The organism is Bradyrhizobium sp. BWA-3-5, from assembly GCF_032917985.1.
Classification (GTDB): domain Bacteria; phylum Pseudomonadota; class Alphaproteobacteria; order Rhizobiales; family Xanthobacteraceae; genus Bradyrhizobium.
Window position 1 is genome coordinate 7,419,039 of sequence record NZ_CP136626.1, and the last position, 23,628, is coordinate 7,442,666.

Below are 23,628 nucleotides of genomic sequence, written 5' to 3' on the forward strand. Positions count from 1 at the left end.
CGAACTGGCATCGTGTGGGTCCCGGCTCTGCGGAGCGGCGTGAAGAACGCCGCGCCGCGTCCGGGACACGTGGTCTATCTTCCCTTCGTCGGGATCTGGTTGAACGGCACGTCCTTGTCGACCCTGATGTCACCGGGCAAACCAAGCACGCGTTCGGCGATGATGTTGCGCATGATCTCGTCGGTGCCGCCCTCGACGCGGGTGCCGGGCGCGCGCAGCAGCATCGCCTGGAACTTGCCGGCAACCTCGGCATCCTCCGGCCCGCTCAGCACGCCGGCGGCACCCTGCAGGTCGAGCGCATACATCGCGACCTCCTGCACCATCGATCCCGCCACCAGCTTGCCGATGGAATTTTCCGGCCCCGGGCGCTCGCCCTTCGACAACGCCGAGATCGCGCGCATGCTGGTGTATCGGAGCCCGCTCGCCTTCACGGCATAGTTCGCCAGGCGGGAGCGAACGCTGCGGTCCTCGATCGCGGGGCCATCTTCCAGCATCAAGCTGTTGCAGAAGTCGAACAGTTCAGGAAAGCCGGTCGCAACGCCGGCGCCGATCGACATGCGCTCGTTCATCAGCGTGGTCAGCGAAACGTTCCAGCCGTCATTGACAGCGCCGAGGCGCTGCGAATCGGGGATCTTCACGTCGGTGAAGTAGACCTCGTTGAAGTCGGACTGGCCGCTGGCCTGCTTAATCGGCCGCACTTCGACGCCCGGGCTCTTCATGTCCAGGAAGAACATGGTGAGGCCCTTGTGCTTGGCCACGGTCGGATCGGTGCGCGTCAGCAGGATCCCGTAGTCGGAATAATGCGCGCCCGAGGTCCATATCTTCTGGCCGTTGATGATCCAGTCGTCGCCCTTCTTCTCCGCGCGGGTTCGGAGCCCTGCGACGTCAGAACCGCCGGCGGGCTCGGAGAATAATTGGCACCAGACCTTCTCGCCGGAGGCGAGCGGCGGCAGATATTTGCGCTTCTGCTCCTCGCCGGCGAACGCCATCATGGTCGGCCCGCACATGCCGTGGCCGATGATGAACATGCCGGAGAGCTTGCCGAACGGGCCCTCTTCCTGCTGCCAGATCACGCGCTCGATCGGCGAGGCGCCACGGCCGCCATATTCCTTCGGCCAGTGCAGACAGGCCCAGCCGGCATCGGCCTTCTTCTTCTGCCAGGCTTTTGCGACTTCGAGCATGTTGGCGCCCTTCAGCCCGGAGCGGCCGAGCGAGGTCTTGCGCAACTCCTCCTCATATTGCTTCGGCGCGTTGGCTTGAATCCATGCGCGCGCCTCAGCGCGGAATGCGGCTTCCTGCGGAGTGTCGTCGAAGTTCATGTCGCTTCTCTTTCCTCTCGCGTTCCCCGGATGCGGCGCAGCGCGAAGCGGTGCGCTGCTAAGCCGGGGTCCATCGTTGGTCCCTGTGGGTCCGGCTGTGCGAAGCAGCGCGAAGAGCGCTGCATCGCGTCCGGGACGCGAGCCTCGTTAAGCCGCGTTCTTCTTGCGCATGCGGTCGATCAACTGATCTTCCCAATAGGACAGGCTGCCGAGCGTCAGCGCGGTGGCGTTGGCGCGGCGGTAGTACATGTGGCAGTCGAACTCCCAGGTGAAGCCCATGCCGCCGTGAACCTGGATGTTGTTCTTGGAGCAGTGCTGAAACGCCTGCGTCGCGCTGATGCGCGCGGCCGCGGCGGCTTCCGGCAATTCACCGGCGTTGGTGGAGAGCGCCCAGGCGCCGTAGTAGCAGTTCGAGCGCGCCAGAGTCGCCGAGACATACATGTCGGCCAGCATATGCTTGACCGCCTGGAACGAGCCGATCGGCCGGCCGAAGGCGATACGGTCGAGCGCATAGTCGCGGCCCATCTCCAGCGCACGGTCGGAGCCGCCGACCTGCTCGAACGCCAGCAGCACCGCGGCGCGGTCGAGCACCTGCGTGAGGATGCTCCAGCCCTCGCCGGCAGCGCCGAGCGGCTCGGCCTTGGCGTTCTTGAAAGTGAGTTCGGCCTGGCCACGGGTCGGATCGATATTGGTCAGCGCCTTGGCTTCGACACCGCCGGCCTTCAGATCGACCAGAAACAGCGAGATATCACTATCGCGCCCGGTCACGCCGGTGCGCGCGGCAACGACCGCGAAATCCGCGATCGCGCCATCCGGTACCGGCTTCTTCACGCCCGTGAGCGTACCGCCGGACGCCTGCAGCTTGATCGCCTTCGGCGACGGATTGCCCTTGCCTTCGAACAGCGCCAGCGTGCCGATCGCTTCGCCGGAAGCAACCTTCGGCAGCCAATTCCGCTTCTGCGCGTCGGACCCCGCGATCAGCAGCGCTTCCGCGGCGAGATAGACGGTGGAAGAGAACGGCACAGGCGCGTTGGCGCGGCCCATTTCTTCCGCGATCACGCAGAGCTCGAGATGGCCAGCGCCGGCGCCGCCGAACTCCTCGGGGATCGCGACGCCGAGAAATCCCATCTCGGCGAGCCCCTTCCACAGCGCCTTGTCATATGGCGCCTTACCATCGAGCACCTCGCGCACGGCTTTCGGCGGGCACTGTTCGGCAAGAAACTTCCTCGCCGCGTCGCGCATCTGTTTTTGGTCGTCGGAGAAATCGAAGTTCATGTTGGCCTACTCGCGTTGCAACAGTTTCGTAGGATGGGTGGAGCGAAGCGATACCCATCGATGGCTTGGTCGGATCTGATGGGTTTCGCTGCGCTCTACCCATCCTACGGTCAGTTCAAAATGATTACGTCCTCTCCCGGTTGAGCGGCATAGAGCCTCTCCACCAGTGCGGCGCGGCGTTCGAGGCCGGCGCGCTGGTTGATGTAGCCCTTGTCGGTGAGTTCGTTGCCGTCGATCGAGGGCGGCTCGGCCATCAGCATCGCGCGGGCAATGCGCATGCTGCTGCCGGTGGCGGAAGCGTTGTGGGCTTCCAGCCCGCTCTTGAAACACGCGATGACGTCAGGATGCCTGATCACGTCCCCGAAGGTTGCGTCGGCGTTGCCGACGATCTGGCGGCAGGCATGCAGATTGGGCCAGGCGAGCAGGGCGATGAATTCGCGGTCCTGCCCGGCGACCAGCGCGTCATGCACCACGGGCGTCGCGGCCGCGATCGCATCGGTGCGCAGCGAGCCGACATGGACGAAGGTGCCGGTCGTGAGCTTGAAATCCTCGACCACGCGTCCGGCGAAGATGATGCCCTGCAGCGGATCGTTGTCATCGACGAACACGCCGGCATCGCCGATGCAATAAAAGCCTTCCTCGTCGAACATCTTCATCGTCAGGTCCGGCTGGCCGAAATAGCCGGGCGTGACGTTGACGCCGCGCAGGCGCAGTTCGTACTTCGAGCCGCACGGCACCAGCTTCAGTTCGACACCGGGGAACGGCAGGCCGATCAGGCCGACGCGCTCGGTATCCCAATAGGTGCCGGTCGAGGTCGGCGCGGTCTCGGTCGAACCCCAGCCGGTATAGAACACGATGCGCTCGCCGGTGGTCTTCACCGCCAGCGCCTGCATGCGGTCGTAGAGATCGTCCGGCAGCCGCGCCCCGCCGTAGGCCATGATGGAAAGGTTTTTGAAGAAGCTGCGGCACAGCGCGTCATCCTTCTCCATCGCGGCGGCGAGCGCCGCGTAGCCGGCAGGCACGTTGGCGTAATAGGTCGGCGACACCTCGCGCAGATTCCTAATGGTCTCCTCGAACTGACCCGGCATCGGCCGGCCGCCATCGATATAGAGCGTGCCACCATCGACCAGGATCGGATGAAACGCGGCATTGCCGCCCATAGTGTGATTCCAGGGCATCCAGTCGAGCACCGTGGCGATCGGCCCGCCGGGATCGCGCGGGCGCACCTGCATCATCATCGCCGCATTGGCGCACATCATCTCCTGCGTGTTGATGACAGCCTTGGGCATGCCGGTCGAGCCCGACGTGAACAGAAGCTTGCCGACGGTCTTGGGCGTGATCTTCGCAATCGAGTCCTCGACATCTTTTGTCACCGGTGTCGCGGCCAGATCGGCAAAGGGCACGCTCTCGATGCCGTCGCAGGGCCGCAAAACATGGACGACCGTGATGCCGGTGAGATCGAGCGCTTTCAACGCCTTCTCGAAGGTCGGCCCGTCCTGCACCATCACGACTGCGGGCTTGATCAGGTTGAAGAGGTATTTGAGCTTGAGGTGATCCTGGCTCATCAGCGAATAGGCCGGCGACACCGGCGCTGCCGGCAAGCGTGCTTGCATCGCCGCCTGGGTCATCAGCGCATGCTCGATCGAATTGCCGGACAGGATCGCAACGGGCCGGCCTTCTTCAAGGCCGAGGTTGAGCAGGCCCTGCGTCAGGCCATCGACGATGCGCTTGGCCTCGCCGTAGGAGACCTTTCGCCACTGCCGCTCCGCTCCGCCGCGCTGCGCCAGCCAGGTGCGCTCCGGCGCTTCCTTCGCCCATTTCGCCAGCGAAGCCGGAATATGCTTCTCGTAAGACTGCAGTGGAATGCGCGACTTCAGGACGATGACGCCATCGGGGCGACGCTCGACCGCAATGTCGCGCGCCAGCCATTCAATCTTGCGAAAGGCTGGCTTGCTCAACACCGCGGCGGCACTCCCACTCATATTGCGTCTCCCGGAATTCGTCCTTTGCGGATCTCGTAGCTCTTTTCGTTCTAGCGCCTGATATAGACAGGCTTTCGTTTCTCAAGGAAGGCCCTGATGCCTTCGTTGAAATCTTCCGAGCGGCTGCAGAGCACCTGATTGCGATCTTCCATCGCGATCACGGCCTCGATCGAGCCGGCGTCGATGCTCATGTTGAGGCACTCTTTCGATAGGCGCAGGCCGACCGGCGAGGCCGTCATCATTGCATCGACGTAAGGCTCGGCTGCGGCATCGAGCCCGCCCTCCTCGACGACCTCAGAGACGAGGCCGACCGCCAGCGCGCGCTCGGCGCCGATGAAGCGGCCGGTCAGGATCAGTTCGGATGCGACGGAGACGCCGACCAGCCGCGGCAGAAAATAGGAAGTGCCGATATCACAGCCGCCAAGACCGAGCTTGATGAAGGCGCAGTTCATCCGCGCGGACTTCGTGGCGATACGGATGTCTGCGGCGAGGGCCAGCGCAAAACCGCCACCGGCGGCCGCGCCCTGGATCAACGCAATGATCGGCTGCGGACAGCGCCGCATCAGCATCACGATGTCGGCGATCCGTCGCTGCGAATCCAGCGACTCGGTCACACCAGGTGGCTCCTGCTGCCCGGCGCGGCGCTTCATCGCATGTTTCAGATCGAGCCCAGCGCAGAACGAGGCACCGGCCCCCCTGAGCACCACGACGCGGGTCGAGCGGTTGCGCTGCACGCCTTCGAAATAGGCGTTGAGCGCATCGATCAGCGAGGGATCGAGCGCGTTGAGGCTGTCGGGCCGGTTGAGCGTGACCCAATCGACGCCGTCATGATGTGCGATCAATAGCGGTTGAGTCACGCAACTCTCCCATCCATCGTCGTTCCGGCCTTGAGCCGGGACCCATAGGCCGTGTCATATCGATGAGGCATGGTGGCAGAGACCTTCTGCAACAAGAACAGCCGCGGAGTATGGGTCCCCGCTTTCGCGGGGACGACGCTAGTGCGTGACCTACCGCGGCGCCATGCGGATGGCGCCGTCGAGGCGGATGGTCTCGCCGTTGAGCATTGCATTCTCGACGATGTGCACCGCGAGCGCGCCGTATTCGTCGGGCTCGCCGAGGCGGGCCGGGTGCGGCACCTGGGCGCCGAGGCTCTTGCGGGCCTCCTCGTTCAGGCCCATCAAGAGCGGCGTGAAGAAGATGCCGGGCGCGATGGTGTTGACGCGAATCTTCAGGCTGGCGAGGTCGCGCGCCGCCGGCAGCGTGAGGCCAACGATGCCGCCCTTCGAAGCCGAATAGGCGATCTGGCCGATCTGGCCTTCATAGGCCGCGACGGAGGCGGTGTTGATGATGACGCCGCGCTCCTCGCCGATCGGCGCCGCGGTGGCAAGCCGTTCGGAGAACAGGCGCAGCGCGTTGAAGGTGCCGATCAGATTGACATTGATGATGCGCACGAACTTTGCCAGCGGATAGACGCCGTCCTTGCCGACTACGCGCTGCGAGCCACCGATGCCGGCGCAGTTCATCAGGACGCGCGCCACGCCATGCGCCGCTTCCGCCGTGGCGATCGCGGCCTTCATGCCTTCCTCGTCGGTGACGTCGGCATGAAGCGCAACGCCCTTCACCTCGGCCGCGACTTTCTCGGCGTTTTCCTTGTTCTGGTCGAGCACGCCGATCTTGGCACCCTTGGCAGCCATGGCGCGGGCGGTCGCGGCACCTAAGCCGGAGCCACCGCCGGTGATGATTACGGCAACGTCTTTCAACTGCATTTTTGAGAGCCTTTCCTTGGTGGTTTCTTCTCTAGACCGGCGAATGGACGACCATTCGCTACTCGCTACTCGCTACTCGCTATTTGCCCATTCAACATGCCGCCGAAGATCAGCGCTTCCATATGTTTGATGTAATCGCGGCAGACTTCGTCGGTGACCGGACCCACCCCGGTCGCCCGCGACATCGCGTGGCGGCCGAAGAACAGGTGATCGCAGGCGCCGATTAGGCTGGTGTAGAACAGCACCGGATCGATATTGCGAAACTCGCCGGCCTTGACGCCCTCGGCGAGCAGCCGGCGGTGAAAGTCCAGCAGCGGCGCGACGAAGAATTGCGAGACCTCGTCAGCGGCCTCCGCGCTGCTCTCGTGCAGGAGGTAGTGGATCAGCCGGTTCATATAGGGGAACTGGTGATAGGCGCGGATGATGCCGCCGATATGCAGCCGCAGCTTCGCGGTCGGCGTGATCGGCTGGCTGATCAGGTATTCGAGGCCCGACATTTCGGTGGCGGCGTCGCGCGCCAAGAGCGCCAACAGCAGCCCGTCCTTGTTGCCGAAATGATATTTCACCAGCGCGGCGTTGACGCCCGACTTCTGCGCAATGTCCGACAGCGAGACCTCGATCGAGGCGCGTTCGATCATCAACTCGCTCGCCGCGACGAGCAGCTTCTCGGCGGTGGCATTTCGGCCGCTCGGCAGCTTGGTCGGTACGCTGGTATTCAACTGAGATCCCATCGCAGCCTGAGGGAAGGAAATCTGGCCGCACATAAGCGCATGCCGCGGCTGCGCTCAAGAGTTAATTGATTGATTGACTAAATGCCGTCGCGCCCCTTAAATCCGGCCCGACTTTTCCAACAGACAACAATGACCAGGGAGAACAGACATGGCTGAGGCCTATATCGTTGCCGCCGCGCGCACCGCTGGCGGCCGCAAGGGGGGGCGTCTGGCGGGCTGGCACCCAGCCGATCTCGCCGCCTCCGTGCTGGACTCGCTGGTCGACCGCACCGGCGTTGATCCGGCCCAGGTCGAAGATGTGATCATGGGCTGCGTGATGCAGGCCGGTGAACAGTCCAACAACATCGCCCGCAACGCGGTGATGGCCTCGAAGCTGCCCGAGAGTGTGCCCGCCACCTCGGTCGACCGGCAGTGCGGCTCGTCGCAACAGGCGCTTCACTTTGCTGCGCAGGCGGTGATGGCCGGCAGCATGGATATCGTGATCGCCGCCGGTGTGGAATCGATGACCCGCGTGCCGATGGGCCTTGCCTCGCAGCTCCCGGCCAAGAACGGCTTTGGTCATTACAAGAGCTCGGGCATCGAGAAGAAATATCCGAACATCGTGTTCAGCCAGTTCACCGGCGCCGAAATGATGGCGGAGAAGTACGGGCTCTCCAAGGACCAGCTCGACGAATACTCCTACAACAGCCACCAGCGCGCGATTGCCGCCACCCAAGCCGGTAAGTTCAAGGACGAGATCGTTCCGCTGCAGATCACCCGAGCCGATAACTCGACCGACACCCACCATATCGACGAAGGCATCCGTTTCGATGCGAGCCTCGACGGCATCCGTGGCGTCAAGCTGATCGCCGAGAACGGCAAGCATACCGCCGCCAGCGCCAGCCAGATCTGCGACGGCGCTTCCGGCGTAATGGTCGTCAACGAACGGGGCCTCAAGTCGCTCGGCGTCAAGCCGCTGGCGCGCATCCATCACATGACCATGATGGGCGGCGATCCCGTGATCATGCTGGACGCCCCGCTGCACGCCACCAAGCGCGCGCTGGAAAAGGCCGGCATGTCGATCAATGACATCGACCTGTTCGAGGTCAACGAGGCGTTTGCGGCTGTCCCGGTGGCGTGGCTACAGACGACAGGCGCCGACCCTGAGCGGCTCAACGTCAATGGCGGCGCCATCGCGCTCGGCCATCCGCTCGGCGGCTCCGGCACAAAGCTGATGACGACGCTGGTCAATGCGCTGAAGCAGCGGGGCAAGCGCTACGGCCTGCAGACCATGTGCGAAGGCGGCGGCATGGCCAATGTGACGATTGTGGAAAGACTGTAAGAAGCGCGCGGAAAGTCTCTACATAAGGGAGTCGTCCCGGCCTTGAGCCGGGACCCATAATCACAGGAGTGCGTGGTTATGGCGAGCTTGGAGCTCCGGCGCGTCTCAATGACTTAGATTGGTGGTTATGGGTCCCGGCTCAAGGCCGGGACGACAACTCAATCCTTGGCAGGCACCTGTGTCGCATCCGTCCGTTCACGCCCGCACCACACCGAACAAGATCGCCTATCAGATGGCCGGCACCGGCAAGGCGATCACCTATCGCGAGCTCGACGAGCTCTCGAACCAGGGCGCGCATCTGTTCCGTTCGCTCGGGCTCAAGGCCGGCGACCACATTGCGCTGTTGATGGAAAACCGCCTCGCCTTCATGGAGATCTGCTGGGCGGCGCAGCGCGCGGGCCTCTATTACACCGCGATCAGCCGCTATCTGACGCAGGACGAGATCGCCTATATCGTTGGGGATTGCGGCGCCAAAGTCTTCATCACCACGCCGAAATGCCACGAACAGGTCAAGGGCCTGGTCGGCCAGGTGGGCGGTCCCCTGCTCTACATGATGGACGAGCCCGAACCCTATTTCCGTGCCTATGACCAGGAAGCGATGGCGATGCCGACGACACCGATCGCGGATGAAGTCGCCGGCTATGACATGCTGTATTCGTCCGGCACCACCGGAAGGCCCAAGGGCATCAAGAAGGCGTTCGAGGGCAAGGCGATCGACGAGCCTAATCCGCTCCTGAAAATTCTCTGCGCCGACATGTGCGGCATGTCGTCCGACAGCATCTATCTGTCGCCGGCGCCGCTCTATCACGCCGCGCCGCTGCGCTTCAACATGATGGCGATCACGCTCGGCGGCACCTCGATCATCATGGAGCATTTCGACGCCGAGGAATTTTTGCGGCTGGTCGAGAAATACAAGGTGACGCAGTCGCAGCTGGTGCCGACCATGTTCGTGCGCATGCTGAAACTGCCCGACGAGGTGCGGGCGCGCTACAATGTCTCAACGCTGAAGGGCGCGATTCACGCCGCGGCGCCGTGCCCGGTCGACGTGAAGGCCAAGATGATCGAATGGTGGGGGCCGATCCTGATCGAGTATTACGCCGGCTCCGAAGGGAACGGCGTGACGGTGTCGACCTCGCAGCAATGGCTGACCCATCGCGGCACCGTCGGCCGCGCCGTGGTCGGCAAGGTGAAAATTCTGGATGAGAATGACGAGGAGCGGCCGGTCGGCGAGATCGGCACGGTATACTTCGCCGACGCACCCGCCTTCACCTATCACAACGATCCCGAGAAGACGAAGAAAGCCTATAACGACAAGGGCTGGTCGACGCTCGGCGACGTCGGCTATCTCGACGAAGAAGGCTATCTCTATCTCACCGACCGCAAGAGCTACATGATAATCTCGGGCGGGGTGAACATCTACCCGCAGGAGACCGAGGACGTCCTGATCACCCACCCCGCCGTCTCCGATGTCGCGGTGTTCGGCGTGCCGAACGAGGAAATGGGCGAAGAGGTCAAGGCCGTGGTACAGCCGCACGACATGGCCAAGGTCGGCAAGGAGCTGGAAGCCGAACTGATCGCGTTCTGCCGCCAGCATCTGTCGCCGATCAAGTGCCCGAAGAGCATCGATTTCGAAGCGGAATTGCCACGCACACCGACGGGGAAACTGGTGAAGCGCCATCTGCGCGACAGATATTGGCCGAAGGCCGCGACCAAGGCGTAAGTCTCTCCACTGTCGTCCCGGCGAATGCCGGGACCCATAATCACCGCTGTTGATCGCTTTACAAAGCTGGGGCTACAGCCTTTTATCGCGGCAAACATTTGTGGTGATGGGTCCCGGATCGCGCTCGCTTACGCTCACTTGTCCGGGACGACAAGGAGGTTCGCCAGATGAATACAACTGCTTCCGTCCCCGACATTCCGCTGCCCTCCACCATCCGCTCGCGCTATGTCGAGGGCATCAACGGCCTGCGCATGCATGTGCTGGAAGCCGGCTTTGAGACGCGCGGCCGCCCTTGCGTGCTGCTCCTGCACGGGTTTCCAGAGCTGGCCTATAGCTGGCGCAAGGTGATGCCGGCACTCGCCGAAGCCGGCTACCACGTGATCGCGCCGGACCAGCGCGGCTATGGCCGCACCACCGGATGGGACCCTGATTATGACGGCGATCTCGCCTCGTTCCGCTTTCCTAATCTGGTGCGCGATGTGCTGGGGCTGGTGTCGGCGTTCGGCTATCGCAGCGTCGACGCCGTTATCGGGCATGATTTCGGCTCGCCGGTTGCGGCCTGGTGTGCGCTGATCCGGCCTGACGTGTTCAGATCGGTCGTGATGATGAGTGCACCGTTCGGTGGACCGCCGTCGCTGCCGTTCAACACGGTGAACGAGCCAGCCAAGCCCGCCGATGATCCCATCCATCGCGACCTCGCTGCACTGCCGCGCCCGCGAAAACATTACCAGTGGTACTACTCGACGCGCGAGGCTGATAACGACATGCATCGCGCGCCGCAGGGGCTGCATGCTTTTCTGCGTGCCTACTATCATCACAAGAGCGCGGATTGGAAAGACAACAAGCCGTATCCGCTTAAGGCTTGGACAGCGGACGAAGTCGCAAAGCTGCCGACCTATTATGTGATGGACCTCGCCAAGGGCATGGCCGCGACCGTCGCCGAGGAGATGCCCTCACCTGCCGAGATTGCCGCCAACAAATGGCTGCCGGACAGTGAGCTTGCCTTTTACGCCGCCGAGTATGAGCGCAACGGATTCCAGGGCGGGCTGCAATGGTATCGCTGCGGCACCTCCGGCGCGTTCACGGCGGAATTGCAGCTATGGTCCGGCCGCACCATCGACGTGCCTTCCGCCTTCATCTCGGGCAAGCAGGACTGGGGCACCTATCAGCGGCCTGGCGTGCTCGAGGCGATGCAGACCAAAGCCTGCACCAACTTGATCGGCTGCCATCTCGTCGAGGGTGCGGGGCACTGGGTGCAGCAGGAGCAGCCGGGCGAAGTCAGCCGGCTGCTGGTGCAATTCCTGCATGAAGCGACGACGAAGGCAGACTAGAGCGGGTCCGACAATTGACCCTGGCAAGCGCCAAGATTAGAATAATTCTAAATTAAGAAGAAGGCGCATGCCGTGAAGAATTTCGCCGACCTGACCGAGCGCGAGGTGTTGGCCGTGGCTATCTCCTCGGAGGAGGAAGACAGCCGCATCTACATGAGCTTCGCCGAGGACCTCGCCGAGCGCTACCCGGATTCGGCAAAAGTGTTCGAGGAGATGGCGGAGGAGGAGCGCGGCCACCGGCATCGCCTGCTCGAACTCTATGAGAAGCGCTTTGGTCCGCATCTGCCGCCGATCCGCCGTGAGGACGTCAAAGGCTTTCTGAGACGTCGCCCGATCTGGCTGACCAAGAACCTGCCGCTCGACACCATCCGCAAAGAAGTCGAGACAATGGAGCTTGAGGCGGAGCGCTTCTACGCCAAGGCCAGTGAGCAGGCCGAAGACGTCGGCGTGCGGCGCCTGCTCGGCGACCTCGCCGAGGAGGAGAAGCACCACGAGCAGCTTGCGGTCAAACTGACCGGCGAAATCCTCAAGCCCGACGTGCGCGCCGAAGAGGACAGGACGCGGCGGCGCATGTTCGTGCTGCAATATGTCCAGCCGGGGCTCGCCGGTCTGATGGACGGCTCGGTCTCGACGCTGGCGCCGCTGTTCGCGGCCGCCTTTGCTACCCATCAGAACTGGCAGACCTTTCTGGTGGGCCTCGCCGCCTCGATCGGCGCCGGCATCAGCATGGGTTTTGCCGAAGCGCTGTCGGATGACGGCTCATTGACAGGGCGCGGCTCGCCGTGGCTGCGCGGCATCACCTGCGGGCTGATGACGACGCTCGGCGGCATCGGCCATACCCTGCCTTATTTGGTACCGGACAGCTGGCCGAACGCGTTCTGGATCGCCACCGCGATCGCCTGCGTCATCGTGTTCTTCGAGCTCTGGGCGATCGCCTTCATCCGCGCGCGCTACATGGACACGCCATTCCTGCAGGCGGTGTTTCAGATCGTGTTGGGAGGGGCCATCGTGCTCGCGGTCGGGATATTGATCGGGGCGGCCTAGAAGCACCTCAATCGCCAACGACAGCAAGGTGAAGAGCGCGCCGCTGTGTAGCTATTGCTCTTGCGGCGTGCATTTAAACTGAGCATCATCCGCGCCTATTCATAACAGAGCGGGGAATACGCCTTGGCCAAATCGCAATGGAGCTTCAAAACCGCCGTCGAACTGTCAGCCGCACTCGCTGCGAAAAAGGTCTCTGCGGTCGAACTCGCCGAGGATGCGATCGGCCGCATCGAGCGGCACGATGCCAAGATCAACGCGATCTGCGTTCGCGATTTCGATCGTGCCCTGGCCGCTGCCCGCGCCGCCGACGCCGAGCGGGCGCGCGGCGTGACGAAGCCGCTGCTCGGCCTGCCGGTGACCGTGAAGGAATCTTACAATATCGCGGGACTGCCAACGACCTGGGGCATTCCCGTGCACAAGGATTTCACGCCGACTGAAGACGCGCTGTCGGTCTCGCGCGTCAAGGACGCCGGCGGCGTCATCCTCGGCAAGACCAACGTGCCGCTCGGGCTCGGCGACTGGCAGAGCTACAACGAGATCTACGGCACTACCAACAATCCATTCGATCTCGGCCGCACGCCGGGCGGCTCGTCCGGTGGCTCCTCCGCCGCGCTGGCCGCCGGCTATGGCCCGCTGTCACTGGGCTCCGACATCGGCGGCTCGCTGCGCGTGCCGGCCTTCCACTGCGGCGTCTATGCGCATAAGCCCACCTTCGCGCTGGTGCCGGGCCGCGGCCACACGCCGCCGCCGTTCCAGCCGCTGCCGCTCGATCGCGATCTTGCCGTGACCGGCCCGATGGCGCGCAGCGCCGCCGATCTGTCGCTGCTGCTGGACGTCATGGCCGGTCCCGATCCGTTGGAGGCTGGCAAGGGCTACAAGCTCGCGCTGCCGGGGCCGCGCCACGCTGCACTCAAGGATTTTCGTGTGCTGGTCGTCGACACCGATCCGATCATGCCGACCGACGAGGTGGTGCGCGGCACGATTCACCGGCTCGCCGCCAATCTCGAAAAGACCGGCGTCAAGGTCGACCGCACCAGCCCACTGCTACCGAACTTTGCCGAGACATCGCGGCTCTACATGCGGATGCTGATGTCGTTCCTCGCTGCTTCCTTCCCGCCGGACGTCTATGCCGGCGCGCAGGCCGCCGCAGCCGCGCTGCCCGCGAGCGATGTCAGCCTCGGCGCCGAGCGCCTGCGCGGCATTGCGATCAGCCATCGCAACTGGCTGATGGACGACGTCGCCCGCGCCCGCCTGCGCGCGCAATGGCGCGAGCTGTTCAAGACCTTCGATGCCGTGATCTGCCCGATCATGCCAACACCGGCCTACCCGCACGATCATTCCGACGAGCAGGAGAAGCGCCGCGTCAGGATCGACGGCGAGGATCACGTCTATCCCGACCAGCTCGCCTGGCCTGGCATCGCCACCCTGCCCGGCCTGCCCGCGACCGCGCTACCGACCGGCTTCTCGCCGGAGGGGCTGCCGGTCGGCGTGCAGATCGTCGGCCCATGGCTGGAGGACCGCACGCCGCTGAAGTTGGCCGAACTGATCGAGCGCGAATTCGGCGGCTTCAAGCCGCCGCCGATGTTCGACGATTGAGGGACGAAACTTACCTGCAACGTCGTTGCGAGGAGCGAGGGTGAAGCGGTACGGTTGAAAGCGCCATGCGGACTTTCATTCGGAGCGTCATCGCCGTCATTGCCGGCTTCCTGCTGATGTGGCCGCTCGGCTATGCCTATGCCGCGCTTGGCTGGCCAACATTCCAGTTATGGGGGCTGATGCATGGCACCTTTGTCGCGGCCTGGCCCACTCTGTCGATTTTAGTATTCCTGGCACTAGGCTATCTACCGGCTTTCAGGAGTATTGACGACACGGCGCCTCTGATTGCCGGCCTTGTTTGGGGTCTGTTGCTGGCCACCGGTTTCAACATCCGCCACGCCCTCGGCTTCGAGATTGCCTACGGCCTGTTCGGCGCCACAGCCGTCATCGTTGCGCTACTATGCGTCTTCGCCAAACACCGGCTGCGCCTGGCGCTCTTCGTGATATCGCCGCTTGTTTTCCTGAACCTGGACCTTCTGCTGGCGCCACCGGCGCTTGGACAATTCCTGTCTCGCGCCATCTCTGATCTCAACGGGCTTTTGCCGCCCGTCGCCTTCTCGCTTGCGGGTTACGTGCTTGGCTCGCTCGCCCGCGCCGCGATCAAGCGCTCGACGAGAACGGCGTGATGGCCGCTCTGCATTGACCAACAAACCGGAGGAAAATCATGAACAACGACCTCGCCGAGCTGACGGCGCTCAACCACGACTATGTCGCGTCCGTGCAGAATTCCGACGTCAAGCGCTTCGACGAAATCCTTAGCCCCGATTTCTACTGCTCCAATCCCGACAAGTCGCTGGTCGATCGCGCGGCATTCCTGAAGCAGACCGCGGTGCCGGTGACGATCAGGAATCTGACTGCGCATGACGTCAAAATCCGTATCCTCGGCGACTTCGCCATCATCCACGCCGCCACCAGCTACACCACGCCGGATGGGCAACAGGCGCACGGCCGCTATACCGATTGCTGGGCGAAGCAGAACGGGAGATGGTTAGCTGTATCAGCACACGTGTCGCGGTGACGACCCACCCACTGCTGTCATGCCCCGCTTCAAGCGGGACATGCAGTAACCCGAGCCGTTAGTTGAAGCGTACGTCTGCCGCCGCGGCGTACTGGATCGCCCGGTCCCAGTGCGCAATTGCGCACAAGGCCGGGCGATGACAAGCAGCGTTAGCTATCGAACACGATCACGCTGCGCAGCGTCTTGCCGGCTTTCATGTTGGCAAAGCCTTCGTTGATCTCCGACAGTTTCAGCTTGGCCGAGATCCAGTCTTCCAGGTGCAGCTTGCCGCGCATGTAGAACTCGATGAGGCGGGGCATGTCGACGCGGAAATGGTTGGAGCCCATCGATGAGCCCTGGATCTTGCGCTCGCGCAGGAAGTCGAAGCCGTGCAGCTCGATCTTCTGGCCGAACGGGATCATGCCAACGATCGTCGCGGTGCCGCCGGGCGCCAGCATGCCGAACGACTGCTCCGCGGTCTCCTTGCGGCCGAGCACCTCGAAGGAATGATGCACGCCGCCGCCGGTGAGTTCGCGCACCTGCTGCACGACGTCACCCTTGGCGGGATCGACGATGTCGGTAGCCCCCAGCTTGGTGGCAAGCTGCAGCTTCACCGGGTTGGTATCGATCGCGATGATGCGGCCGGCGCCGGCGATCGCCGCGCCATTGATTGCGGCCATGCCGACGCCGCCGCAACCGATCACCGCGACCGTCTCGCCGGCCTGAACCTTGGCCGTATTGACGACCGCGCCATAGCCGGTGATCACGCCGCAGCCGATCAGCGCCGCCAATTCCAGCGGCATGTCCTTGCGGATTTTAACGATGGCGTTCTCGTGCACCAGCATTTGCTCGGCGAACGAAGAGAGATTGAGGAACTGGTGCAGCTTTTCCTCGCGCGCCCAGGACAGCCGGTTGGACTGGCCGGGCAGCATCTTCACCGTGGTGTCGGTGCACAGCACCGTGCGGCCGGTGGTGCAGTTGTCGCAGGTACCGCAGAACACCGACAGACATGTCACGACGTGATCGCCGGGCTTCACATAGCTGACGTCGGAGCCGACCTTCTCGACCACGCCGGCCGATTCATGCCCGAGCACCGCCGGCAGCGGATGCGGGTAGAGCCCCTCCATGAAATGCAGGTCGGAGTGGCAGAGGCCGGCGACGCGCGTGCGGATCAGGACCTCGCGCGGTCCGGGATTCGGGACGCTGACCTCTTCGATCACCAGCGGCTTGTTGACCTCATGCAGAACGGCGGCCTTCATCGGTGTCTCCCCATTGGTTTCTGTTCTTATGATTGAACTGGCCGCAGCCTACGCTGCGACGAGCAATTCGCCAACCTCGGCCATGCCGACATCGCGCTCGCCGAGCAGATGGTCGGTAATGGCGCGCTGGGTGGTATTTTCCGCAAGCCGGAACGGATCGCCCACTGCCACGCGATGGTCGATCACCATGCGCGAGAGCAGCAGCCTTCTTGCGTCACCGCGCATCTCGTGGATGCGGCCGCCTTCCCAGGCGAGCGCGACGGCGCTGGCGACATGGTAGAGCAGGCTGGTGGCGCGGCGCGCATCGCCCTCATTGTCGCGGCTTCTGGCTACTTCGCGCGCAAAACCCACGGCGCGGTCGGTCAATTCGCGCAAGGTATTGCGCCAGGCCTGCGGCACCTTGGGGCTATCGTCGAGGCGGGCATGCAGGTCGGCGGCGAGGGCGGCATCGGCGCCGTGACGGCCGACCGCGCGCGTCAGCGCATCGATCGCGACGATGTTGCCGGTGCCCTCCCAGATCGAACCGAGATGGGCGTCGCGCAGCAAGCGCGCGGTGGCGAATTCCTCGATGTAGCCGATGCCGCCGCGCATCTCCAGGGCGTCGCCGCAGACCTTGCGGGCGTCACGCGTCGCGCGGAATTTCAGCGTCGGCGTCAGGATGCGCAGCAGCGCCGCGGCATCCTGGCTGCCGGCTTCGGCACGGTCGAGCGCATCGGCGGTGAGGAAGCTCAGCGACAGTGCCTGCTCGGTCGGCAACATGATCTTCATCAACTGCCGCCGCGCCAGCGGCAAATCGATGATCCTTTGGCCGAACACCACGCGATTCTTCGCCACAACCATCGCATCATGATGCGCGCGCCGCATTAGCGCGGTCGATTTGACGCCGTTGGAAAGCCGCGACGAATTCACCATTTCGGCCATCTGCACGAAGCCGCGGTCGAGCTTGCCGACGGCGTAGGCGATCGCGCCTTCGAACTTGATTTCGCCCGACGCCATCGAGCGGGTGCCGAGCTTGTCCTTGAGGCGAACGATCCGGTAGTGATTCTGCGAGCCGTCGTCGAGAAAACGCGGCATCAGGAACAGACCGACGCCGCGCGTGCCAGGCCCTGCGCCTTCGGGCCGCGCCAGCAGCATCACCACCTTGGCGTCGGCATTGGAGCAGAACCATTTTTCGCCATAGAGCCGCCAGTGATCGCCTTCCTGCACGGCTTTCGTCGTGAGCGTGCCGACATCGGAGCCACCCTCCTTCTCCGTCATGAACTGGCCGCCCTGCGTCAGCTTGGTCATGTCGGTCTGGGTCAGGCCGTCGAGATATTTTGCCTTCAGCGCCTCGCTGCCGAAATTGTTGAGCAGTTTTGCGCAACCGTCGGTGACGTTGATCGGGCAGCCCATGCCGAATTCGGTCTGGTTGAACAGAAACGTGAAAGCGTGCTTGGCAACGACCGGATATTTGTCGGGCCAGCCCATGATGCCCTTGCGGATCGACAGCGCGTGAATGCCGAACTCGCCGAATGCCGCCTTCTCCAGCTCGCCATAGGCCGGGTGATATTCGATAATTTGCGTATCGCGGCCAAACTTGTCGCGCTGATGCAGCACTGGCGTATGCCGGTCGGCAAGCCGCGCGCATTCGTCGAGATAGCCGCCGGCGAGTTCGCCGAGGCGATCGAGATGCGGCTCGATATGGCGAAACAGCGCATCGGGGAGATGAAGCCTGAGCAGATCGGTCAACGCCGGATCGGCGCGGTAGAAATTCATCCCGGTCGTATCAGGCGCAAGGAGTCCCGGCTGATTGGCCGATGCCGCCGTACGATCATGCATGAGTGGATGCATATTTTGAGCCTTGTTCGTTCTGCCCGATGTTGATCAACTACCGATAGCGCAGGCGGGCGGGCCGTCAACAAGCATAATTGGAGGGCCTCCCCATGGCGGACGATTGCCAGACGGAATCCGGCTCCTAGATTACGCAAGTCCCACTAGCTAAGGACTTCTCCCATGGAATTGCCAAAATACAAAATTGCCCTGATCGTCGGCGCTGGCGAGGGGCTCAGCGCATCGCTTGCGCGGCTGTTCGCGCGGGAAGGCATCAAGGTTGCGCTCGCCGCGCGCAAGATTGAAAAGCTGGGCGCGCTCTGCGCGGAGACCGGCGCCCGCGCCTTCGCCTGCAACGCCACCGAGCCCGAGGAGGTCGAGCGGCTGTTCGGCCTGGTCGAGCGCGAGATCGGCACGCCCGATCTCGTCGTCTACAACGCCAGCGGCCGGGCGCGCGGCGCGTTTGTCGATCTGGTGCCGGCAGAGGTCGCCAATGCGATCACGGTCTCGGCGTTTGGCGGGTTCCTGGTGGCGCAGCAGGCGGCGCAGCGCATGCTGCCGAACAAGCACGGCGCGATCCTGTTCACCGGCGCGTCCGCCAGCGTGAAGGGCTATCCGCAATCGGCGCCGTTCGCGATGGGCAAGTTCGCGCTGCGCGGGCTGGCCCAGAGCATGGCGCGCGAACTATCCCCGCAAGGCATCCATGTCGCGCATTTCGTCATCGACGGTGGCATCAGGAGTGCCACACGCACCGAGCCCGACGACAAGCCGGACTCGATGCTCGATCCCGACGCGATTGCATTGAGTTATTGGAACGTGCTGCAGCAGCCGCGCAGCGCCTGGACCTGGGAAATCGAGGTGCGGCCGTGGGTGGAGAAGTTTTGACACCCACCGCCGTCATTGCGAGCCACCCGGTCGGCGCGAAGCGCCGCCGGATGACAGGCTCCGCGAAGCAATCCATCGCGCCGCATAACGGATGGATGGATTGCTTTGTCGCTTCGCTCCTCGCAATGACAGAACAAACATAGGGGAAACCATGACCACCGAAACCAAGATCGACACCGGCACCGACGAGCTGCTCTGCGTGATCCGCGACCGCGTCGCCATCATCACGCTGAACCGCCCGGAGGCGCGCAACGCGTTCTCGGATACGTTGACACCGGCGCTGCGCACCATGATCAAGACGTGCGGCGAGAACCCTGACGTCGGCGCACTGCTGCTGACCGGCGCTGGACCAGCGTTCTGCGCCGGCGGCAACGTCAAAGGCATGGGCGCGCACCGCGACAAGAAGAGGTTGGAGATGTCCTATGAGGACAAGGTCGCCGACCTGCAGGAGCGGCAGCGCCTGCTGACCGGCGCGCTGGTCTCGGTGCGCAAGCCCACCATCGCCGCGCTGCCCGGCCCCGCGGTCGGCGCCGGCCTCGCGCTCGCGCTGGCCTGCGATATCCGTATCGCCGCGCAATCGGCCTTCGTCGCCACCGGCTATGTCCGCGTCGGGCTCTCCGGCGACTACGGCATCGCCTGGCTGTTAACGCGGCTGGTCGGCACCTCGCGGGCGCGCGAATTGATGTTCACCGGCGACAAGGTCGAGGCAGCGAGATGCGAGACGATCGGCCTCGTCAACCGCGTAGTGCCTGACGACAGACTGCAGGCCGAGGCGTTTGCACTCGCCAAATCCATGGCCGAGGGACCAACGCTGGCGCTGCGCTACATTAAGGACAATCTCGACGAAGCGCTGCAATTCGACTTCGCCACCGCGCGCGACCACGAGGCCGAACGCCTGACTCGCCTGACCACGACTGCCGATCACAAAGAGGCGGTGCAGGCGTTCATTGAAAAGCGCAAGCCGGTGTTCCGGGGGAATTGAGGATCAGGTTATCTTCTGGAGAAAATAGCCCGGTCCTGGTGCGGAGCCAGAACCGGGCTCAGTTGTCAAACCGCAAGCGAGGACATTGCACTGGGAGAGACGGCGGTGAGCCGCCAACCGGCGCAAGGGATTTCCTGCGGTTCGACCTTAATTCGTTTCTGGATCTGCTTCAGGAAGCGCGTCAGCCGCCAGTCGCCGGGCGTGTTGGTGAAGGCGTAGCCGGCCTTGCGGGCGAGCGCGATCATGGCCTCGTTGGAGCGCAGCGTGTCGCCGAATACGCGCTCGGCACCGAGCGAGGCCGCGCGGCACTCGAGATTCTTCAACAGCGCCGCGCCGATGCCGTGGCCCTGCCAGCGGTCGTCGATCGATAGGCCGAGTTCGATCGAGGCGGCCGCACTGTCGAAGGCATAGCGGGCTTCGCCGACGATGGTCTCGCGGCCGTCAACCAGCATGGTCGCAACGACGCTGAAGCGATCGGCTTCGCCGACATGGATGAAGTGCTCGAGTTCGGACGGCGGCAGCTCGCTGGCGGCGCCGAGGAAGCGGCTGTAGCGGGAGCGCGTCGAGAGCGAGCGGAAGTAGCTCTGCAGTGCCTCGGCATCGCGCGGCTCGACGAAACGCACGGTCACGGCCTTGCCGTGCCGGGAGCGTAGCACGTCGGAATATTGCCTGAGATCGTCGAGACGCATCGTGGTCATGGGTCGCTCCCGTGGAGCTGAAGGAAATGGCCGGCGCCCCTTCGAGAAGGCGGCGCCAGCCCGGCCGCCATTTAGGCCCGCCAGAACGGCTTTTCGGTCTCGTAGGCGATGTCGCTCCAGGAGACGCCGATGTCGTGCAACTCCCGCTCCGACCAGCTCGCCAGCTCCTTGCGGGCCTGGTAGCGCTGCCGCCAGACATGGAAGGTCTCGGCCAATTGACTCAAAACCCCCGGGCCATGATGATTTATCATCGATTCATGGGTGAAAGTAGACATTTTAGGCTCCTGTAGTAATCTGTTGGCGCTAATATCTGCCTCTACAGGGCCTTCCACAAACGACACTTTGTACCGTTTCGGATGAAATAAACTCATGTTTCGGGGGATCACGGGATGACTGCCAGGCTGCCGTCGCTGAATGGGCTACGTGCGTTCGAAGCCGCGGCACGGCACCTGAGCTTCACGCAGGCGGCGTCCGAGCTGAATGTTACGCAGACCGCGATCAGCCATCAGATCAAGCGGCTGGAGGAAGAGCTCGGGGTTCGCCTGTTCATCCGCCAGAACCGCTCGCTCGCGCTGACGGCGGAGGCGCAGGACTACCTTCCGGGCATCCGCGCCGCCTTCAACGACCTGCGCCTGGCAACCGACCGCCTCTTGCGCAAGGATGACGACCATGTGCTGACGGTGTCGACGCTGGCCTCGCTCGCCGCCAAATGGCTGCTGCCGCGGCTCACCAATTTCCAGGAAGCCCACCCCGGCATCGATGTGCGCATCACCACTTCGACGAATCTGATCGATTTCCAGCGTGACAAGGTCGACGCCGGCATCCGCTATGGCCGCGGCCAGTGGCAAGGCGTCCGCGCCGACTGGCTGATGGCGGACGAACTGTTTCCGGTATGCAGTCCCGCTTTGCTAAACGGCAGCAAGCCGCTGAAATGCCCCGAAGACCTCAGGGATCACGTGTTACTGCACACCAGCGCCGCCAACAGCGACGACTGGCGGCTGTGGCTGACGGCCGCCGGGCTGCCGGCCGATTTTTCCAAACAGCCGGGCGTCACCTTCGACATGATCTTCATGACAGTGCAGGCCGCCATCGACGGCCTCGGCGTTGCGATGGGTCGCACCGCCTATGTCGAGGCGGACATCGCCAAAGGTCGCCTGGTCGTTCCTTTCAAGATTGCCTTTCCGGTTGATGCTGGCTTCTACTTGGTCTCGCCCGCCGGGCGCGCCGATCCGCCAAAGCTGTCCGCGTTCCGGCAATGGCTGCTCGGCTCCGTGCAGAACCATCCCTGAGCGCGAAAATTCCGCACCGCGCACGCATGCGACATCGTCGCATGCAGCCGCGCAAATGACGCATGCGTGCGCCACGAGAGGCGTGACGCGGCCGCTGCATCAGGCTAGACAATCGCTGGGACGGATGGATTTGCCTGGCCAAGCGCCGGTTTGATTCCAGGCCAACAACGACAACAAGAGCGCATGGCCGATTTGAAGCAGAAGTTCGATGTGCTGGTGATCGGCGGCGGCAACGCCGCGCTCTGCGCCGCCATCAGCGCACGACGCGCGGGTGCCTCCGTGCTGGTGCTGGAAGGCGCCCCTAAATTCTATCGCGGCGGCAATACCCGCCACACCCGCAACATGCGTTGCGCGCACGATGCCGCGACCGAGATTCTCACCGGCCCCTATACGGAGGAAGAGTTCTGGGATGATCTGCTGCGCCTGACCGGCGGCCAGACCGATGAGGAACTCGCCAAATTCATGATCCGGGAGTCCAAGGACATCCTGAACTGGATCGTCGAACAGGGCGTGCGCTGGCAGCCGTCGCTCGGCGGGACGCTGAGCCTCGGCCGCACCAACTCGTTCTTCCTCGGCGGCGGACGGGCAATGCTGAATGCGCTCTATCTCACGGCGGAAAAACTCGGTATCGAGATCGCCTATGACGCGGAGGTCGTCGATATCAGGATCGAGGGCGGCATGTTCCTGTCAGCGAAGCTGAAGCAGCCGATCGATGGCGCAAGCGAAATCCGCGCCTCCGCGCTGGTAGCGGCCGCGGGCGGGTTTGAAGCCAACATCGAATGGCTGAAGGAGTATTGGGGCGAGGCAGCCGACAATTTCCTGATCCGCGGCACGCCCTATAACCGCGGCTCGATTCTGAAAATGCTACTCGACAAGGGCGTGCAGGACATCGGCGATCCCACCCAGTGTCATGCCGTCGCAATCGACGCCCGAGCGCCGAAATTCGACGGCGGCATCATCACGCGGCACGACTCGGTCGTGTTCGGCATCGTCGTCAACAAGCACGCTGAGCGCTTTTACGATGAGGGCGAGGACATCTGGCCGAAGCGCTACGCCATCTGGGGGCGCCTGGTGGCGGCGCAGCCGGACCAGATCGCCTACATCATCTTCGATTCGACCGTGCTCACCAGCTTCATGCCCACGCTATTTCCGCCGATCGCAGGCACAACGCTGGCCGAGCTCGCCGGCAAGCTCGGCCTCGCGCCGGCCGCGCTGGAAAAGACCGTTACCGATTTCAACGCCGCGGTGCAGCCCGGCACCTTCGATCACACGATCCTCGACGATTGCCGCACGGCAGGCATCACGCCGCCGAAGACGCATTGGGCGCGCAGGATCGAGACGCCGCCCTACCTTGCCTATCCGGTGCGGCCCGGCATCACCTTCACCTATCTCGGCACTCGCGTGAATAAGCAGGCGCGCATGGTGATGAAGGACGGCAAGCCCTCTGCCAACATGTTCGCCGCCGGCGAGATCATGGCCGGCAATGTGCTCGGCAAGGGTTATGCGGCCGGCATCGGCATGACCATCGGCAGCGTGTTCGGCCGCGTCGCGGGACGGGAAGCGGCGAAGAATGCGAGGAACTAGAAAGTAACCTCGCCCGCTCTTCGCGGGGAGAGGGAGAAGC

At 63.7% G+C, this 23,628-nt stretch carries 21 protein-coding genes; 11 read left to right on the plus strand and 10 right to left on the minus strand.

The features are described from left to right. Window positions 1–74: 74 nt before the first annotated feature. The 6 genes from RX331_RS35665 to RX331_RS35690 all read right to left on the minus strand — a co-directional run bounded on the left by RX331_RS35665 (window position 75) and on the right by RX331_RS35690 (window position 7,073). Window positions 75–1,319, minus strand: coding sequence for an acyl-CoA dehydrogenase (locus RX331_RS35665; protein WP_317254247.1), 1,245 nt, complete (start codon window positions 1,317–1,319; stop codon window positions 75–77). 147 nt (window positions 1,320–1,466) lie between these two features. Further along, window positions 1,467–2,594, minus strand: coding sequence for an acyl-CoA dehydrogenase family protein (locus tag RX331_RS35670; protein WP_317254248.1), 1,128 nt, complete (start codon window positions 2,592–2,594; stop codon window positions 1,467–1,469). Between the two features lie 110 nt (window positions 2,595–2,704). Further along, window positions 2,705–4,576: an AMP-binding protein gene (locus RX331_RS35675; RefSeq protein WP_317254249.1), complete on the minus strand. Its 1,872-nt coding sequence runs from the start codon at window positions 4,574–4,576 to the stop codon at window positions 2,705–2,707. Window positions 4,577–4,626: 50 nt separating this feature from the next. After that, window positions 4,627–5,433, minus strand: a complete 807-nt coding sequence (locus tag RX331_RS35680) for an enoyl-CoA hydratase/isomerase family protein (protein ID WP_317254250.1) — start codon at window positions 5,431–5,433, stop codon at window positions 4,627–4,629. A 150-nt stretch (window positions 5,434–5,583) separates the two neighbouring features. Further along, entirely contained in the window at window positions 5,584–6,342 is a 759-nt protein-coding gene (locus RX331_RS35685; RefSeq protein ID WP_317254251.1) for an SDR family NAD(P)-dependent oxidoreductase, read from the minus strand. Window positions 6,343–6,407: 65 nt separating this feature from the next. Then, window positions 6,408–7,073, minus strand: coding sequence for a TetR family transcriptional regulator (locus RX331_RS35690; RefSeq protein WP_317254252.1), 666 nt, complete (start codon window positions 7,071–7,073; stop codon window positions 6,408–6,410). 148 nt (window positions 7,074–7,221) lie between these two features. On the opposite strand from RX331_RS35690, the gene RX331_RS35695 reads away from it, so the two are divergent. The 7 genes from RX331_RS35695 to RX331_RS35725 all read left to right on the plus strand — a co-directional run bounded on the left by RX331_RS35695 (window position 7,222) and on the right by RX331_RS35725 (window position 15,103). Continuing rightward, complete coding sequence (locus tag RX331_RS35695) at window positions 7,222–8,394, plus strand: acetyl-CoA C-acetyltransferase (protein WP_317254253.1); 1,173 nt, start codon at window positions 7,222–7,224, stop codon at window positions 8,392–8,394. A gap of 178 nt (window positions 8,395–8,572) precedes the next feature. Beyond that, complete coding sequence (locus tag RX331_RS35700; RefSeq protein WP_317254254.1) at window positions 8,573–10,114, plus strand: acyl-CoA synthetase; 1,542 nt, start codon at window positions 8,573–8,575, stop codon at window positions 10,112–10,114. A 167-nt stretch (window positions 10,115–10,281) separates the two neighbouring features. Further along, window positions 10,282–11,445, plus strand: coding sequence for an alpha/beta hydrolase (locus RX331_RS35705; RefSeq protein ID WP_317254255.1), 1,164 nt, complete (start codon window positions 10,282–10,284; stop codon window positions 11,443–11,445). A 72-nt stretch (window positions 11,446–11,517) separates the two neighbouring features. Further along, window positions 11,518–12,489 carry an iron exporter MbfA gene (mbfA, locus tag RX331_RS35710; protein WP_317254256.1) on the plus strand — a complete coding sequence of 324 codons (972 nt, stop codon included), beginning with the start codon at window positions 11,518–11,520 and terminating at the stop codon, window positions 12,487–12,489. A 123-nt stretch (window positions 12,490–12,612) separates the two neighbouring features. Further along, on the plus strand, window positions 12,613–14,085 hold the full coding sequence (locus tag RX331_RS35715) for an amidase (protein WP_317254257.1): 1,473 nt from the start codon (window positions 12,613–12,615) through the stop codon (window positions 14,083–14,085). Between the two features lie 65 nt (window positions 14,086–14,150). Then, window positions 14,151–14,711 carry a hypothetical protein gene (locus tag RX331_RS35720; protein WP_317254258.1) on the plus strand — a complete coding sequence of 187 codons (561 nt, stop codon included), beginning with the start codon at window positions 14,151–14,153 and terminating at the stop codon, window positions 14,709–14,711. Window positions 14,712–14,749: 38 nt separating this feature from the next. Then, on the plus strand, window positions 14,750–15,103 hold the full coding sequence (locus RX331_RS35725) for a nuclear transport factor 2 family protein (RefSeq protein ID WP_317254259.1): 354 nt from the start codon (window positions 14,750–14,752) through the stop codon (window positions 15,101–15,103). A 149-nt stretch (window positions 15,104–15,252) separates the two neighbouring features. On the opposite strand, the gene RX331_RS35730 is transcribed toward RX331_RS35725, so the two are convergent. Together RX331_RS35730 and RX331_RS35735 are read right to left on the minus strand one after the other, a co-directional pair. After that, entirely contained in the window at window positions 15,253–16,341 is a 1,089-nt protein-coding gene (locus tag RX331_RS35730) for a Zn-dependent alcohol dehydrogenase (RefSeq protein ID WP_317254260.1), read from the minus strand. Between the two features lie 48 nt (window positions 16,342–16,389). Continuing rightward, the gene (locus RX331_RS35735; RefSeq protein ID WP_317254261.1) at window positions 16,390–18,159 is read right to left on the minus strand and encodes an acyl-CoA dehydrogenase family protein; all 1,770 of its coding nucleotides are present in this window, start codon (window positions 18,157–18,159) and stop codon (window positions 16,390–16,392) included. Window positions 18,160–18,333: 174 nt separating this feature from the next. Between RX331_RS35735 and RX331_RS35740 the strand changes: the two genes are divergently transcribed. Then, a complete protein-coding gene (locus tag RX331_RS35740) occupies window positions 18,334–19,035 on the plus strand; it encodes an SDR family NAD(P)-dependent oxidoreductase (protein WP_317254262.1) in 702 nt (233 codons plus the stop codon). A gap of 151 nt (window positions 19,036–19,186) precedes the next feature. Then, on the plus strand, window positions 19,187–20,017 hold the full coding sequence (locus RX331_RS35745; RefSeq protein ID WP_317254263.1) for an enoyl-CoA hydratase: 831 nt from the start codon (window positions 19,187–19,189) through the stop codon (window positions 20,015–20,017). Between the two features lie 65 nt (window positions 20,018–20,082). Here the strand turns inward: RX331_RS35745 and RX331_RS35750 are convergent, their stop codons facing one another. Together RX331_RS35750 and RX331_RS35755 are read right to left on the minus strand one after the other, a co-directional pair. Next, window positions 20,083–20,715 carry a GNAT family protein gene (locus RX331_RS35750; RefSeq protein WP_317254264.1) on the minus strand — a complete coding sequence of 211 codons (633 nt, stop codon included), beginning with the start codon at window positions 20,713–20,715 and terminating at the stop codon, window positions 20,083–20,085. 71 nt (window positions 20,716–20,786) lie between these two features. After that, entirely contained in the window at window positions 20,787–20,990 is a 204-nt protein-coding gene (locus tag RX331_RS35755; RefSeq protein ID WP_317254265.1) for a DUF1127 domain-containing protein, read from the minus strand. Between the two features lie 114 nt (window positions 20,991–21,104). Between RX331_RS35755 and RX331_RS35760 the strand changes: the two genes are divergently transcribed. Further along, window positions 21,105–22,004 (plus strand): transcriptional regulator GcvA, encoded by a 900-nt coding sequence (locus RX331_RS35760; protein ID WP_317254266.1) that lies wholly within the window; start codon window positions 21,105–21,107, stop codon window positions 22,002–22,004. 192 nt (window positions 22,005–22,196) lie between these two features. Continuing rightward, on the plus strand, window positions 22,197–23,588 hold the full coding sequence (gene tcuA / locus RX331_RS35765) for an FAD-dependent tricarballylate dehydrogenase TcuA (protein WP_317258320.1): 1,392 nt from the start codon (window positions 22,197–22,199) through the stop codon (window positions 23,586–23,588). The last annotated feature ends 40 nt before the right edge of the window (window positions 23,589–23,628 follow it).

What these genes read in the sequence shown, in the direction of transcription:
- RX331_RS35665 (WP_317254247.1), bottom strand. Translation starts at nt 1,319, where the DNA reads ATGAACTTCGACGACACTCCGCAGGAAGCCGCATTCCGCGCTGAGGCG.
- RX331_RS35670 (WP_317254248.1), bottom strand. Translation starts at nt 2,594, where the DNA reads ATGAACTTCGATTTCTCCGACGACCAAAAACAGATGCGCGACGCGGCG.
- RX331_RS35675 (WP_317254249.1), bottom strand. Translation starts at nt 4,576, where the DNA reads ATGAGTGGGAGTGCCGCCGCGGTGTTGAGCAAGCCAGCCTTTCGCAAG.
- RX331_RS35685 (WP_317254251.1), bottom strand. Translation starts at nt 6,342, where the DNA reads ATGCAGTTGAAAGACGTTGCCGTAATCATCACCGGCGGTGGCTCCGGC.
- RX331_RS35690 (WP_317254252.1), bottom strand. Translation starts at nt 7,073, where the DNA reads ATGGGATCTCAGTTGAATACCAGCGTACCGACCAAGCTGCCGAGCGGC.
- RX331_RS35695 (WP_317254253.1), top strand. Translation starts at nt 7,222, where the DNA reads ATGGCTGAGGCCTATATCGTTGCCGCCGCGCGCACCGCTGGCGGCCGC.
- RX331_RS35705 (WP_317254255.1), top strand. Translation starts at nt 10,282, where the DNA reads ATGAATACAACTGCTTCCGTCCCCGACATTCCGCTGCCCTCCACCATC.
- RX331_RS35720 (WP_317254258.1), top strand. Translation starts at nt 14,151, where the DNA reads ATGCGGACTTTCATTCGGAGCGTCATCGCCGTCATTGCCGGCTTCCTG.
- RX331_RS35725 (WP_317254259.1), top strand. Translation starts at nt 14,750, where the DNA reads ATGAACAACGACCTCGCCGAGCTGACGGCGCTCAACCACGACTATGTC.
- RX331_RS35730 (WP_317254260.1), bottom strand. Translation starts at nt 16,341, where the DNA reads ATGAAGGCCGCCGTTCTGCATGAGGTCAACAAGCCGCTGGTGATCGAA.
- RX331_RS35735 (WP_317254261.1), bottom strand. Translation starts at nt 18,159, where the DNA reads ATGCATGATCGTACGGCGGCATCGGCCAATCAGCCGGGACTCCTTGCG.
- RX331_RS35740 (WP_317254262.1), top strand. Translation starts at nt 18,334, where the DNA reads ATGGAATTGCCAAAATACAAAATTGCCCTGATCGTCGGCGCTGGCGAG.
- RX331_RS35745 (WP_317254263.1), top strand. Translation starts at nt 19,187, where the DNA reads ATGACCACCGAAACCAAGATCGACACCGGCACCGACGAGCTGCTCTGC.
- RX331_RS35750 (WP_317254264.1), bottom strand. Translation starts at nt 20,715, where the DNA reads ATGACCACGATGCGTCTCGACGATCTCAGGCAATATTCCGACGTGCTA.
- RX331_RS35755 (WP_317254265.1), bottom strand. Translation starts at nt 20,990, where the DNA reads ATGTCTACTTTCACCCATGAATCGATGATAAATCATCATGGCCCGGGG.
- RX331_RS35760 (WP_317254266.1), top strand. Translation starts at nt 21,105, where the DNA reads ATGACTGCCAGGCTGCCGTCGCTGAATGGGCTACGTGCGTTCGAAGCC.